This window comes from Oryzophilus luti, assembly GCF_059726245.1.
This window is the reverse complement of the sequence record NZ_AP040874.1, coordinates 3,831,922-3,846,322: the sequence shown is the minus strand read 5'-3', so window position 1 is coordinate 3,846,322 and position 14,401 is coordinate 3,831,922. Positions and strand designations below refer to the sequence as shown.

The 14,401-nt window shown below is 58.2% G+C and carries 10 protein-coding genes and 1 pseudogene; 6 read left to right on the top strand and 5 right to left on the bottom strand.

Going from position 1 to position 14,401, the window contains the following annotated elements; all coding sequences use genetic code 11:
- Positions 1-36: 36 nt before the first annotated feature.
- The 6 genes and pseudogenes from AC6IZO_RS16495 to AC6IZO_RS16470 all read left to right on the top strand — a co-directional run.
- A complete protein-coding gene (locus AC6IZO_RS16495; protein ID WP_497806591.1) occupies positions 37-597 on the top strand; it encodes a cytochrome c3 family protein in 561 nt (186 codons plus the stop codon).
- Positions 598-896: 299 nt separating this feature from the next.
- The gene (locus tag AC6IZO_RS16490) at positions 897-2,573 is read left to right on the top strand and encodes a sigma 54-interacting transcriptional regulator (protein ID WP_497806589.1); all 1,677 of its coding nucleotides are present in this window, start codon (positions 897-899) and stop codon (positions 2,571-2,573) included.
- A gap of 242 nt (positions 2,574-2,815) precedes the next feature.
- Positions 2,816-3,799 (top strand): SphA family protein, encoded by a 984-nt coding sequence (locus AC6IZO_RS16485; RefSeq protein WP_497806587.1) that lies wholly within the window; start codon positions 2,816-2,818, stop codon positions 3,797-3,799.
- Positions 3,800-3,856: 57 nt separating this feature from the next.
- Positions 3,857-5,473 (top strand): FAD-dependent oxidoreductase, encoded by a 1,617-nt coding sequence (locus AC6IZO_RS16480; protein WP_497806585.1) that lies wholly within the window; start codon positions 3,857-3,859, stop codon positions 5,471-5,473.
- A gap of 128 nt (positions 5,474-5,601) precedes the next feature.
- Entirely contained in the window at positions 5,602-5,982 is a 381-nt protein-coding gene (locus AC6IZO_RS16475; protein ID WP_497806583.1) for a cytochrome c3 family protein, read from the top strand.
- Positions 5,983-6,550: 568 nt separating this feature from the next.
- Positions 6,551-6,976: pseudogene (locus AC6IZO_RS16470) on the top strand (transposase); the annotation flags it as partial.
- Between the two features lie 89 nt (positions 6,977-7,065).
- Here the strand turns inward: AC6IZO_RS16470 and AC6IZO_RS16465 are convergent.
- The 5 genes from AC6IZO_RS16465 to AC6IZO_RS16445 form a co-directional block, all read right to left on the bottom strand.
- The gene (locus AC6IZO_RS16465; protein WP_497806581.1) at positions 7,066-9,207 is read right to left on the bottom strand and encodes a sigma 54-interacting transcriptional regulator; all 2,142 of its coding nucleotides are present in this window, start codon (positions 9,205-9,207) and stop codon (positions 7,066-7,068) included.
- Positions 9,208-9,797: 590 nt separating this feature from the next.
- Entirely contained in the window at positions 9,798-10,478 is a 681-nt protein-coding gene (locus AC6IZO_RS16460; RefSeq protein ID WP_497806579.1) for a TorD/DmsD family molecular chaperone, read from the bottom strand.
- Between the two features lie 71 nt (positions 10,479-10,549).
- A complete protein-coding gene (locus AC6IZO_RS16455; protein ID WP_497806577.1) occupies positions 10,550-10,960 on the bottom strand; it encodes a DmsC/YnfH family molybdoenzyme membrane anchor subunit in 411 nt (136 codons plus the stop codon).
- Between the two features lie 17 nt (positions 10,961-10,977).
- A complete protein-coding gene (locus AC6IZO_RS16450) occupies positions 10,978-11,580 on the bottom strand; it encodes a 4Fe-4S dicluster domain-containing protein (protein WP_497806575.1) in 603 nt (200 codons plus the stop codon).
- Positions 11,581-11,582: 2 nt separating this feature from the next.
- Positions 11,583-14,363 carry a molybdopterin-dependent oxidoreductase gene (locus tag AC6IZO_RS16445; RefSeq protein WP_497806573.1) on the bottom strand — a complete coding sequence of 927 codons (2,781 nt, stop codon included), beginning with the start codon at positions 14,361-14,363 and terminating at the stop codon, positions 11,583-11,585.
- Between the last annotated feature and the right edge of the window lie 38 nt (positions 14,364-14,401).

Genomic DNA, 14,401 nt, shown 5'->3' with positions numbered 1-14,401 from the left:
CCCCTTTCCATCTTTTGCCGTTAGGAAACGAAGATCATGCGTAATCGCGTTGCTACCTATCTCATGGCTGGAGTGCTCGCGGCACTGGGCCAGAGCACTGTTGCTCTTGCCGCGCCACATCCAGCACAAACGGCTGCCGGAGCGGACTCAGCCGCCAATTGTTCCAGTTGTCATCCCAAGTATGTGCAGTCGATGAAAGACGACACGCTCATGGCGAGCAAGCACGCCAAGGCTGGTGTCGGAGACTGCTCCAGTTGTCATGATGACGATGCGTTCCGGAAAGCGCACGAGAGTCCTTCGCAGCCTCGAAGCATCATCCGAGCGAGACGATATCCCCAGGAATTCTGTCTGCGTTGCCACGGATCGCTCGAAGAACTGGCAAAGAAGACTGCGAACAGCAAGGCGTTAACCGATGTCAAAGGTCGTGTCATCAACCCACACGACCTGCCGAAGACGCCCGCACACAAGAAGGCCGGTGAGTGCGCGAATTGCCATCGTATGCACAAGAAACCGATGGAGCCAACCGAGTTCTGCTATGGCTGCCATCACAAGAAAGAATTTGCGTGCACGGAGTGCCACGCCGACAAGAAGAAATGATTCACCCTGCACCTGCACGTTACCGAACGACGTGCTCTTGGGATCGGAGGCCATCCGGTCCCGTTTTTTTCTGACTGCGCCAGCGCGACTATTCGACAAAGACCGAATCAAATCAGTCGATGCAGGACTGGACGCAGTTTTGAGAGCGCTGCTAGGGAGGATGTTGACGTTCCGCCTGGACCAGGGCGGCGGGGAATAGTCCTCGGACTTGAGGCGTACGGAGGAAGAAACAGCTAATTCTGCGAGAGGCGCTCGTGTGCAATATAATCGGCGCGGCACCATGCCAGACGGACACGTGTATGGAAAAGGACGAGCTGCAAATATTTAGCGTGCTTGAATTTCACCCCGAGCAGGGTGCTCTGTTTTGCCGTGACGAGCGGATGCTGGTGGTCAGCGCGCAGGCATTTGGCGCCCTGCAGCGGCAGTTACTGCGCTCGCTCGGCGTGGAAGCCACGCGACGCACGCTGCTCTCCTTCGGCTACCGCCAGGGCTTTTACCAGTACCTGGGCATTGAAGACCTGCTGGGCAAGCAGCACACCGGCAGCGTGGTGGGGCCGCGTCTGCCGGAGCTGATGGGCTTCCTCAAGGCCGAGCAGGTGCGCGTGACTGACGTTGCGAACCCTCCGTCCTTTCGCATTCAACTCTGCTACCGCAATTCGGTGGAGGCCGAGCAGTATCGCCAGCACACCGGACTGAGTGCCATTCCTGTCTGCTGGTGGTCCATCGGGTTTGCCAGCGGCTACTGCAGCGCGGCTTTTGGACGCGAAATTTACTTCCGCGAGAGCAGTTGCGCAGCCCAGGGACGAGACGTTTGCGACCTCACCGGGCAGGATGTTTTCCTCTGGGGAGACGACGCCGCGGCACTGCGCCAAGACTGCAGCATCGCGGATGAACGCGCCGCCCGTGAGCTTTGGACCACCCTGCGCGCCGAATACAGCGAAATGCGCAAGCAGCGCGAAACAGTGCTCTCCTCCATCTCACCGCAGGGCGCGAACGCGGAAGACCGGCTTCGTCAACGCATCTCCGAGGAGATCGAAGCGGAGGGCTTCATCGTTCGCGAGGCTCCAATGATGGACGCGCTCGAACAGGCCGCCAGCGTTGCGCGGCTCGACATGCCGGTGCTGGTGCAGGGCGAAACCGGCAGCGGCAAGGAGTTCGTCGTCTCGCTGATTCACAAGCAGAGCGCGCGCGCCTGCCAGCCGCTCATCTCCGTGAACTGCGCTGCACTGACGGAAACCCTGCTGGAAACTGAGTTGTTCGGACACGTGCGCGGCGCGTTCACTGGCGCTGTTTCCGACCGCCCCGGCCTTTTCGAACAGGCGGACGGCGGCACGCTGTTTCTCGACGAGATTGGCGAAATGCCTCTGCCTTTGCAGGCCAAGCTGCTGCGCGTGCTGGAGAATGGCGAAGTGCGCCGCATTGGCAGCACCCGCAGTATTCGCACGCATGTCCGGGTGCTGGCCGCAACTCATCGCAACCTGCGCGCCATGGTGGAGAGCGGTGCGTTCCGTCAAGATCTCTACTTCCGGCTGAACAGCTTTATTATCCACCTGCCTCCACTGCGCGAGCGCCGCGAGAGCATTCCCGCGCTTGTGCAGCACTTTCTTGCTGAGCTCGGTCGCAAGTCCGGCAAGCAGGTGCAGACCATCACGCCCGAGGTGATGACCCGCCTGCTCAACTACGCCTGGCCTGGAAATGTCCGCGAACTGAAGCACGCAATTGAGCGCGCGGCTCTGGTAGCTGCCGATGGCGTGATGCAACTCAAGGATCTGCCGCAGGAGATAGTCGCGGCCGAAGCGGCCATAGCAACGCCTCCGCCTCCGCAAGTTGGCTGCCTCAAGCTCGACCAGGGCGAGCGCTGGGTGATTGAGCACGCCTTGTCATTGCACGGCGGCAACCGCATGGCGACCGCCTCGGCACTCAACATCAGTGTCTCCACCTTGTGGCGGAAGATGCGCCGGTATCAACTGCTATAGAGCAACCGCTCTCGATTCCACTGCTGCACGCCCCGCTCTCTGCATTTCAGAGATGAAAAGTTGCATCGCAATTCTGCAATGCGGCTTTTGCAATCATGCACAGCCCGCCTGTAACTTGTTGATCTCATACATCGGCCTCGGCCGCGTCGGCATGGCGCGGCGCTTGCATTCCCCGTTGCGGTTCCGCAGGGCAGATGAAAGCTGCGGAGCCCAAATGCAAGTTCATCCGAGGATTAATTCTTATGATTCACGCTGGAAAGAAATGGACGCTGACGCTCGCGTCCGCACTGTTCATGCTGCTTGCATCGCCTGTCTTCGCGCAGGTGTCGCTGCCGGTTTCCAACACCGGCTCCACGAGCTTTGAAGACGGCACCGCAGGGCCTGGGCTGGCCCTTGAGCAGTACGTCAACTACGGCTACGCGGGTGAAATGAAGGACGCCAACGGCAGCAAGAATGCGGGCACCAACAAGCAGACAACCACCGTGCTTCTTGAGCATGTTGCTTATTACTCCACCCACAAGGTGCTGGGCGGCTTCTACGGAGCAGAGTTTCTGCTGCCGTTCGTAGATGTGGATGTGAACCTGGCCACGGCCGGGGACAACCACAACCGCGGCATGGGTGACCTGACCATCGCGCCGTTCATGCTCGTCTGGACACCGCGTCCGATCGCCGGTGGCCGCCTCTTCGCGCATCGCTTCACCGCCGACGTCGTGTTGCCCACGGGCAAGTACAGCAAGTACCAGATGGTGAACCCGAGCAACCACGTTGTCAGCTTTAACCCGTGGTACGCCTTCACCTTTTACCCCATGAAGCACTCGACGAAGCTGGAAGTCAGCTCGCGCATACACTACCTATGGAACGGCAAGAATGATGATCCGTTCGTCGGCTACGGCTTCAGCAGCATGCAGCCCGGCCAGGCCTTCCACGAAAACTACGCGGCATCGTATGAAGTCGCAAAGGGCATCCGCGTGGGCTTCAACGGATACGCCATTCAGCAGATCACCGATCACAAGATCAACGGCGTCAGCCTGGCGGATTCGCGCGAGCGCATCTTCGGCTCCGGCCCCGGCGTGCAGATTGGCGGCAAGGGCCTGTGGTTCTACGCCAACGCGTATTTCGAGACGGGCGCGCAGAACCGCGCGCAGGGAACGCACGTCAACTTCCGCATCCTAAAGACGCTGGGCGGCCATCAGGCTCCTCCGCCGCAACAGCCCGAGCGCCACTAACAGCACGCAGGCAGCAGTAGAGATTGATTCCAGGCATTCATACATTTGGAGAACGTAATGAAGAAAGTCACGAATGAAAATCGCCGCAATTTTTTGAAAGGTTCGTTGCTGGCCGGTGCAGGACTGGCCGCTGCCGGTGTCACAGCTGGCACCACGCAGAGCGCCTTTGCCGCCACCGCGAAGGGCACGGAAGGATGCAAGAGCTATTCGTTCGAGAATCCTCCGGCCCCGATTCCGGCTAGCGCCATCAAGGCCACCAAGTCAGCAGACGTGGTGGTGCTCGGCGCCGGTGTTGCCGGACTCAGCGCCGCCATCGCCGCCGCACAGAAGGGCGCCAAGGTCATCCTGCTGGAGAAGCGCAACACCTTTACCGCGCATGGCGGCTGGAACGGAGCCATTGGCGACCGTGCACACAAGGCCGCGGGCATCACCATTCCCAAGGACAAGGTGATGGCCGACCTGATGCGCTTTGGCGCCTATCACCCGAACGCCAGCCTGCATCGCCTCTGGGCCGACGAGAGCGGACGCGTGATGGACAACATCCTCGACATCGCCGACGCCGCTGGCATCAAGTACAAGGTCGACACCGATATCAAGGAACACTGGCCGTACACGGAGTTTCCGCTGGCGGTCAACTTCTTCCCCGCCATGCAGTTCACACTCGGCCAGATGCTGGAGAAGAAGTGCCAGGCGCTCGGCGTGAAACTGCTGTACGAGACGCCTGCCGTGCAGCTCATCCGCAAAGACCGCAAGTCGAAGGTCACCGGCGTAATCGCCAAGGGCAAGGAAGGCTACGTGCGCGTTGACGCTGCAAAGGGCGTCATTGTTTGCACCGGCTGCTACGGCAGCAACCGCGAGATGCAGGAGAAGTATTCGCCGCGCGTGTTGAAGACCATCAACAATCAGTACTCCGAGGGCAGCAACACCGGTGACGGAATCCTGATGGGCATGTGGGTCGGCGGCGCCAAGCAGGAGACCGATTGCCCCATGCTGTGGGACGGCATGATCCCCGGCCACGGCATCTTCGTCGACATTGCACGCCAGCCCTTCCTGAACGTGAACCTGTTGGGCGAGCGCTACGCCAACGAGGATGCGCCTTTCGGCTACACGGCCAACGCCGACAATGCGCAGCCGCAGAGCCTGAAGTGGACCGTGTGGGACGCCAAGTGGGACGCGGACAAGGAAAAGCTGCACGGCACCGTCTGCGAGAACATGCACATCCCCGTCTTCTGGAACAGCAAGAGCTACGACATGTGGAAGTCGAAGGGCGTCATCATTGAAGCGGACACCATCGAGGAGCTTGGCAAAAAGATGGGAGTGCCCGTTGAGGCATTCGTCGCCAGCGTGAAGCGCTACAACGAACTGGCGGCCAAGGGTGTGGATGAAGACTTCGGCAAGGATGCCGAAAAGCTCACCTCCATCGTGAAGGCTCCGTTCGGCGCTGCCAAGGTTGGCACCGGCATCCTGGTCACGCTGGACGGCCTGCGCATCAACACCAAACTGCAGGTGCTCGACACGGAGAGCAAGCCGATCGAGGGCCTGTACGCAGCGGGCAACGCTTCGGGCGACTTCTTCGCGAACGACTACCCGATCACCTGCCAGGGCGTCAGCCACGGACGCGCCCTCACCTTTGGCTGGCTTGCCGGTGAACGGCTGGCCACGATGAAGGCCTAACCGGCGCGTGTAATCACTCGCTGCATGCCGGCCCGTACCGCAGTTGCCATCCCCCTTTCAGGCAGCTGCGGTGCACCGGTGGCTCACGCATCGACGTGGGCTTCCTATCTATGAGGTTGAAGAGACGTATGTTGAACCGCAATCATCCACTGCTGCACGCCGTTGCTCGGAGATCAGCGCAACTCCTCTGCGGAGCCGCACTGCTGCTGGCTTCTACTGCGGCATTGGCGGACCAACCCGCGAAGAAGCCGCTACTCGCCGACACTCACAAGGCCGCCGGCATTGATTGCCTGCAGTGCCACAAGGAAAAGCCCGGAACACCGGTCGAAACGGCAACGTGTAAGAGTTGCCACCCCGGCGTTGAAAAGGGCGAGAAGACCAAGGGCGGCCTGCCCAATCCGCACGACGCGCACATGCCCTTTCCCGACTGCGCGCAGTGCCACCACCTTCACAAAGCGTCGGAGAACCAGTGCGACGCCTGCCACAGCTTCGGCTTCAAGATCCCCTAGCCTCGGACCGTTCGCGACTCCGGAGGACTGATCGGCCTCGATATTCCTGATCCAGTTGAAATGTCAGTCTTCGACCAAATCTGACCCGTGAGGGAAGGATATCTAGATGAAAAAGAAGTGCTTCAGTGTGGAGCAGATGATCGGGGTATTGAAGCAGCCTCAGGCCGGGGGCAGTTGGCCCGGAAGGCCGGAATCAGTGAACAGATGTTCTACGGTGGGAAGGCAAAGTCTGCCGATTTGGAAGTGGGACAGATCCGCCTGATGGCGCAGATACAGGAAGAGCACTCGCGGCTGAAGCATGGTTGCCGAGTTAACGCTGGACAAGGCAATGCTTCAGGATGTGCTCTCAATAAATGGTAAAGCCTTCGTGGCGTGAACCGATGGTGGCGCGTTTCGTGGGAAGCTTCCGAATGAGTGAATGGCGTGCCTGCTGTGTGCTATGTGTGCCAAGAGCGACCTACCGCTATCGAAGCTGCCTCGATCCACGGACTGAGTTGCGGATACAGTGTCGCCAGAGGAAGCTCGATACCCAACAGAGGACACAGTCGATAGGCAATGGGTTTGAGAGGCACCGAAGAAGAGGAGTCGTGCGGAGTTTCTTGAAGAGGTGAAGCTGGTGGTGCCGTAGGCGGAACTGGTGGCGCTCGTCGAGCCGCACTATCCCAAGGCCGGCAGCGGGAGGCCCCCGGTTGGGCTGGAGCGGATGCGACGGATTTACTTCTGGCAGCAGTGTTTCAACCTGAGTGACCCGGTGGAGCAAGAGGTGCTGCACGATTCGCCGCTGGTGCGCGAGTTCGTGGATATCGACCTGTGCCGCGAACCGGTACCAGACGAAATCACGGGGTGCACGTTCCGCCGTCTGCTGGAAGCGAACAGCCTCGGCACGGAAGAGGCCTCCTGCAGCATCCCACCATTCAAAGGCCAAGAAGCGCCTCCGCAAACCCACTCGGCTTATTCTGCAGTCAACTCGCCAGCTTGTTCAGAGTCTCCGTAGGCAATTGCTGGTGCAATCGCCTGGCGAGGGCGATGAGAGCAGGCTCCTCAGGTTGGCAGCTTCCACGAGCGAATCACGGTTCGGGGCTTCTATGCCATGTCTTTCTTGGAGATTCCCAAGCGGCGCATCACCGAATGCAATGTGGTTCGTTTCATGCCGAGACGGGTTGCCGCTCCGCGCGGTCCTGCGATAACCCAGTTTGAATCGTGCAGCGCTCGGAGGATCTGTGCGCGTTCGGCAGCTTCAATTCCAGCGCGCGCTGTTTCCAGAAGGTTCTGGGGCCTACGTGGAGCAGGCTCGGGAGAGATTGCTGGCACCGAGGGATTCTTCATCGACATTGCTCCTCCCGGAAGAGCTAGGACATGGCCTTCGGTCAGGATAACGGCGCGCTCAATAAAATTCTCCAACTCGCGGACATTTCCCAGCCACTGCGCGCGGCACAGCATGTCCATCGTCTCGTCCGGAATGTGATCAATTTCCCGCCGCATGACCCTCGAGAACTTCTGAACAAAATGCTGCACGAGAAGTGGAATATCCTCCGGCCGCTCTCGCAATGGCGGAACCGTAATTGGAAAAACGTTTAAGCGGTAATAAAGGTCGCTTCTGAATTCGTGCTCTGCAATCATCGCTTCAAGGTTTTGATTTGTTGCCGCGATAATTCGGACGTCAACCTTAATGGCACGGTTTCCGCCGACGCGTTCAAACTCACGCTCCTGGAGCGCTCGCAACAATTTGGGTTGCAGTTCAAACGGGATTTCGCCAATTTCGTCCAAGAACAACGTGCCTTGGTGTGCCAATTCGAAGCGACCGATCTTCTGCGCGATCGCCCCGGTGAATGCACCTTTTTCATGACCAAACAGGTCGCTCTCAAGCAACCCGGTGGGAATTGCGGCGCAGTTTACCTTGATCAAGGGGCGGGCGTTGCGATAGCTCAGGCTGTGAATTGCGCGCGCAATGAGTTCCTTCCCGGTTCCCGTTTCCCCCAGGATCAGGACGGAGGAATCCAATCCCGCAACAAGTTTCACTTGTTCGAGCACGCTCTTCAAGGCTCGACTCTCGCCAATGATCGCTTCGAAATTGTGAACTGAGCGAATTTCTTCTTCCAGGTATCGAGACTCGCGCGCCAAGCGGTCGCGCAACTGGAGGATTTCCTGGTATGAGCAGGTATTGTCGATTGAAGTCGAGACCTGCGCCGCAACTTCCGTCAAGATTCGAACGATGGGATCGGTAAAGGCCTCTGAATCAGGATGCCCGATATTTAGCACCCCAAACACTCGCCCGCGCGCAGCAAGCGGCAATGAGCAGACTGCGCCGATCTCTCCACACCGTTCATCCCATCCGAGCAGAGAGACTCCCCCCAGCCCCTGGTGCAACTCAGGCCCGCGAACGACAATCGCCTCTCCCGTCACGAACACCGGGCCGTACGGGACACGCTCAAGCGCCACGAGTTGCCCGACGCGATCATTGGCTGGAATACAAGCTGGATGCACTGCTGCTACTCGCGCCGAGTGCGTCACTTTTCCAGCGGATCTCTGCTCCTGCTGCACAATAAGGCTGCAGCAAGTACCTCCAGCTAACTGGTGAATGGGGGTAACCAGCCGCAGAAGCAGGTCGGGAAGCGTGCGTGCCGACACAGCAACATTGGTAGCGTCCAGCAAGACCCGGAGGCGTTCCTGGGAGGCAGTAGCGGCCTCGCAATGCAACGCATTGTCGATGGAAACTGCGATTTGCGACGCTACATGACGGATGAAGTCTGTATTCTCTTCGCTATAAGCGTTCGCTTTCGTGCTGAGAAACTCAATGACGCCGACACGGCGCACCGATGTGGTGAGCGGATGGATGCAACTTTGGACAATGTGCTGTGCATCGCGCAGCGCCGCAACTTTTGGAAAGCGTCTCCTAAAGTCCTTAATCTCGATGATCAGCGGCTGTTGGTTCTTCCATACCCAGCCTCCGGGACCATCGTCGATCGAAAACCGGTTCGGATCGCTGCCTTCCGGCGCTGAAACCAAGGGTACATAAGCGCATGTCAACGGGCGGCATACCCGAACATGGCTGGTCAATTCATCAAATATGAGCACTTCCAGTTCATCAAAATCGACCAGCGAGCGCAGCAACCGCGAGAGCGCTTCAAGCAAAGAGGCGACATCGCGATGCTGCGCGATCGCCTGTGAAATTTCCGACAAGGCTCGATACTTGTCGAATGTTCCGTCTATGGCTTTCACGGTCATGGCATCACTCGGTGTGAATTTAACACGTCAGCCAAATTGTGAAAGCATTGATTTCCACTCCGAACATAGACTTCTCCACTTTCCAGAGGCCCTCGACAACCGCTGACGCCGCTTTAGCAGCTCAACAGGGATGCACTACGGATCACAGGTGCCGCAAATAGGTATATGAACAGCATTCGGCGGGCATGAGTCTCGTATTTCATCTGCCGAGTCAGCATGCGAAAGCTTCTGTTCCGTCTTATGCAGCACGCCGCTCTGTAGTCCGCATGCTCAATGCCAAACCTCGCCGCGCGACTCATTGCACGGGACGTTGCAGAAGTGCTATTTCTTTTGATTTTTCGCGAGCCGTTTGGAACCGATGCGACGAATTTGCACACGACTTCTTTGATCTCGTCACAAGTGACTTAAAGATCGTCATTTACGATTTGCGGAGTGTTTACCAAGACAAAGCCAAGGCCCTTTTCAAGGCCTTGGCTTCCTGTTCAGTGTCGGCAATGGCAATGTTCAGGTACGAGTCCGGAGAACGAGCCGAGAACCGTCCGATTCTTGGGCAGCATTTGTCGGAACAATCGTCCTGCCCGCGTTGTCCTTCAGTGGCGGGTGATCTCTTCCATCAAGTCGCAATTCACCTGCCGGTCAAGCACGAGAAAGCCGTGGGTGACCTTTGCAAGGCCACAGTAGAATCCCGCACGCGCATACTTGACCATGTCCTCGGCAAATCTCGGGAACCAGTTCAATAGGTGCTTGTCCAGAAACTCTTGCTGCTTTTGAAGATCTTGAAGTGCTTCCGCCAGGTTGTCTGTATTTAGGTGCTCCACGAGCTTCAGGTTCAGGTGCAGCATGAACTCCAGTTCGAGTGCGATATGGTCTTCCGGTTCGTTGAAGTTGTGCGTCCCCAGTTCTTCCGACCGGTACAGAGCCAGAACCTGATCGCGAGCATCCTGCATAATGAGGCGCTTTGAGCTCGTATAGACAGATTCGTATGGGTAGGCAGCGCCGTTGGAATTGTTTCCAGAACCGATGAATGTCCGGGCATATTCAATCGCAAGATTCAACAGCGTGTTGTCATCACTGTGGGCCAGGCATTGCTCCCAGATGCCATAGCCTTCTGTGATCTCCGAAGACTCGATGTCCTGGACAAAGCACAACTGCTTCAGGTAGTCCAGCGTCTCTTCGTCAACTTCGGTGCGAAAGAGCCTCGCCAATAATCCGTAGGTATTTGTGCGGTTCGCCACCAGCTCTGCGGCGGAAATGGAGGATGTAGTTTCCACAACTGCTCCTAAGAACTCCTTCGGGGAGAAGTTTTCACTCTTCTCTCCGAAGGGAAATTTGACCCACGAGATCAGCCGATCACGACTTCTCCCGAAAGCCAGACGTATGCCAGCTGTACTGTTGCCAACAGCAGCACCATACCGGCCAGTACGGCAACAGCGGAGAGGATCTTGCCAGGTCTTTGCTTTCTCGCAGACCTCACAAGAACCACGATCATGGCGATGGATACGGCGAACAGGACATCCAGTTCGCGGCTGAGTACGGAATTAAGATTTCCGAGCGCACCAAAGATTCGCTCCGGATGGCCAAGGTAAAGGGCGCCGGCAAGAATGCCGGCACCCAGTAATATGGGAGCCACGACTGCTCCCTTGAGTTGAATCGAGCTTTTTTTCTCCATCCACATCACTCCTCCCAGAAGGGCAAACAACATGCCGCTCAGGCAGGTGAAGAAGAGGAAGAAAAAGCCCCATGGCAGTTCCATTTCCGTCAGAGCCTCCGTTACGACTTCTGAAAGTCTGTCTTGCCGCCGCGCCACGCCGCCTTCCGCAGGATGTACCGGAAGGTTGGCCGGTTGCCTTCGTCGGGCAGAGCATGTGCGGAGGCGGCTGCGGAAGCCAGCTTCTTGGAAACCGCACTGTTGGGGTCATCCAAGTCGCCAAAGACTTTCGCACGGCCCTGACATCCGGAAACACATTGCGGTTCCTTGTGCTGCGAGACCAGTTGCTCACACAGTGTGCATTTCTCAACAACCTTGGTTTCTTCGTTGAGGAAACGCACGCCATACGGACAGGACTTCAGGCACAGCTTGCAGCCGATGCACTTTGCCTTGTCAATCTGCACCGTTCCATCGGCATGCTTTTGGGATGCCCCCGTGGGGCACACCTTGACGCATGGAGGGTTCTTGCAGTGTTGGCACTGCACCGGGAGGAAGTACATCTCCACCGCCGGGAATTTTGCCCCCGCATGCTTCGGATTCGGACCAACACGCAAGATCTTGGTGTAGTACGAACCAATCTCCACGTTGTTTTCCATCTTGCATGCCACCGTGCATGCAAGGCAGCCAACGCAACGATTGAGGTCGGTAACAATTCCGAGCTGCATGGCTACGCCCTCCCTTCATGAACAGGCTTCCACTTCTTCAGTCGCTTATCCTGGGAGGTCAGAATGATTCCTTCCGGTGCACCCTCCTTGGCCTTGTAGACCTTCACCGGGTATCCGCGCAGGTGGCTGGAACCACAGATTGGGTCTTGCGCGTGTGGATTGACCAGTTGGTTGATTGCCGAGTACTTGAAGCCGTGCTCAGGCGCTGGCATCTCCGGGAACCACCATGTGTGCTCGCAATTGATGACGTTGGGAGCGATGCCGTCGTAGAGGTCGACCGTCTGACGAACGCGCCCCCACGGCGACTCAATCCAAATCCACTCACCCTGCTTGAACCCATACTTCGCAGCAGTCTCTGGATTGATTTCGACCTTCGGCACCGGCCACAACTCGCGGCACCACGGCAACTGCCGGTGCTCGGAGTGAAAGTACACAGGGATGCGGCGTCCGGTGATCATCGTGAGCGGATACTGCTTCATCAGATCCGGCGTTGAGACCGGTCCCTGCGGTGGCTCTTGGAATGCCGGCAGTTCCTGGTGCTTTCCGGGCAGGTAGGTCTCCAGAACCGTGGACCAGATTTCGGTCTTCATGGTCGGCGTCGAGAAGCCGGGCTTGCCGTCACCGGGCAGCAGGAAGAACGCTGGCGGCTGACGAAGGTGTCCCGTTTCGTAGCGTCGATATGTACCCCACGCATCCGGGAACCACTTCTTGACATCCATCCAGCCTTCCTTCTGGAACTTGGCCTTGTATTGTTTCCAATTCATTTTTGTGCCAGCGACGCAGAAGTCGAGCATGCCCTCGGTGGTGTGCGGGAACGGGCCACCCTTCGGAAGGAACTCCTCTCCAAACTCTTTGAAGAGCAGGTTCACAAACTCAACGTCCGACTTCGCTTCGGCCAGAGGCTCGATGCATTTGCAGGTGGCGCCCATGCCGCCGCTTCCACCCTGCGATTGACGAGGCGAATCCAGCTCCAGCCAATGGCAGGCTGGAAGGATGATGTCTGCCAGCTCCGACGTTGGATGATGCCAGAGGTCGATGTCCATGAAGAACTCGAGCTTCTTCAGTCCTTCCCATGCAACGGTAGTGTTGCCCTGCGACAGGAAATCGCCGGACTGGCAAATGGCCGCCTTTGCCGGATACGGCCTTCCTGTATGCACGGCATCCCACACGCTCGCGCAATCCGCCCACCACTGCCACCACTTCAGCAGGGGGAACCGCTCTGAGCCGAGCACTCTGGAGAAATCAGGTTTCGGAAGGGAGGGGCAGAAGTTGCCCGGCGAAGCATCCACCGCACCCAAGGTCGGGCCACGGTTTCCTGCCGGCGTGTCATACGCGCCAATCAACGCGACCAGGACTGTGATGGCTCGGATGTTCTGCGTCGAATTCGCCGACTGCTCCGTGCCAAGCAGGTACTGAATGCCGCCATTCGGATAACGAGGATCAAGGCGCGTGGCCCAGACCTTTGCCGCCTGTTCGATCTTCGCGGCCGGTACGCCGGTGATCCTCTCGGCTTTGGCCGGAGCATACTCAGCGGCTCGGGATGCCAGCAGCTGAAACACGGGCGTGACTTTCGACATGCGCCCATCCTTCAACTTCACCGTGTATTCGCCAAAGAGCGCCGGATCGATCTTCGGGTTGAATTTCGTGGGTTCCGGCAGGAAGCCTCCGGCGACATGGCTCCCCTTAGTCGGGCGCTTGAACGTTTCGCCTTCCCACAGTCCCGTACCGGCATCGAAGTAGGTGAGTCGATTCGCGAGCTTATCCCACACCATGAACTTCTTGGGATCACCCCCGTGCTGCACATCGCTCTGCTTCAGAAGCCGGGTCTTGAGCTGATACTTGAGGTTCCAGTTCCCACACTCATAGCCGGAGGGTTCGATATCGTGGCAATAGAGGAATGGTCCATTCGTCCAGCGCTTGCAGAACAGCTCGTCATAGAGCTTGTGCCGGATGATAACCTCCATCCACGACAGGGCGAGTGCAGCGTCGGTGCCCGGCCGCAACGGAAGCCACAGGTCGGACTCTTTGCCAGCATTGGAGAGGCGCGGATTCACGTTGATGTAGTGCTTCGCCTCGGAGTAGGCGTCGACGGTAGTTCTGCAACTGTCGTCGTAGTTGGAAATTTCCGGTGATCCACCCCACTGTACGTAAACCTTCGGGCGGTCCACCGTCGACATCCAGCTTCCTGCAAACGTATGCGTCAACTGGGACCCCAGCCAACGTGGCCCTTTGCAAATCTGAAGACCGACCATCTGGTTAGGAGTCTTCAGCAACTGGCCTAGTGCGTTGTAGGGTGCCATGCTCCATACGCGGCTGGTGCCGCACATGGTGAACACCGACTCGTTGCCGTACTTTGCCTGAACCTCCTGAATCTTGTGCTTGGTGGTACGCAGGGCTTCATCCCACGAAATCCGCACCCAACCAGGGTCCTGGCCCTTGGGATGCGTGCGTTTCATCGGATATTTGAGCCTGTCAGGGTGGTACGCAGCCTGCAACGAGGACATGCTTTTCGTACAGCAATTGCCTCGGCTCGTGAAGCAGGATTCGTCGCCTTCGATTTTGATGGCTCGTCCGTCCTTCACTGTTACCCAAACGCCGCACTCCATCTTTCCGCATCCGCGGCATGAGCTTCGAACCCGCTGAAGCTGCCCCGCATCCGCAGGAACTGGAGTGTGCGTGAGGGCTGCTGCCATCGCGCGCGTGGACTTGCTTAGCGCGGCGACTGCCCCCGTCACCGCAGATGCGGTGAGAAAGCTTCGCCGTGTAAGTGAAATCTCCTTCATATGATTCCGCTCCTAGGAACGTAATGATCAACATCGGG

Coding starts and splice junctions, on each gene's coding strand:
- AC6IZO_RS16450 (WP_497806575.1), bottom strand. CDS start 11,580: ATGCAGCTCGGAATTGTTACCGACCTCAATCGTTGCGTTGGCTGCCTT.
- AC6IZO_RS16445 (WP_497806573.1), bottom strand. CDS start 14,363: ATGAAGGAGATTTCACTTACACGGCGAAGCTTTCTCACCGCATCTGCG.
- AC6IZO_RS16475 (WP_497806583.1), top strand. CDS start 5,602: ATGTTGAACCGCAATCATCCACTGCTGCACGCCGTTGCTCGGAGATCA.
- AC6IZO_RS16490 (WP_497806589.1), top strand. CDS start 897: ATGGAAAAGGACGAGCTGCAAATATTTAGCGTGCTTGAATTTCACCCC.
- AC6IZO_RS16485 (WP_497806587.1), top strand. CDS start 2,816: ATGATTCACGCTGGAAAGAAATGGACGCTGACGCTCGCGTCCGCACTG.
- AC6IZO_RS16495 (WP_497806591.1), top strand. CDS start 37: ATGCGTAATCGCGTTGCTACCTATCTCATGGCTGGAGTGCTCGCGGCA.
- AC6IZO_RS16455 (WP_497806577.1), bottom strand. CDS start 10,960: ATGGAACTGCCATGGGGCTTTTTCTTCCTCTTCTTCACCTGCCTGAGC.
- AC6IZO_RS16465 (WP_497806581.1), bottom strand. CDS start 9,207: ATGACCGTGAAAGCCATAGACGGAACATTCGACAAGTATCGAGCCTTG.
- AC6IZO_RS16480 (WP_497806585.1), top strand. CDS start 3,857: ATGAAGAAAGTCACGAATGAAAATCGCCGCAATTTTTTGAAAGGTTCG.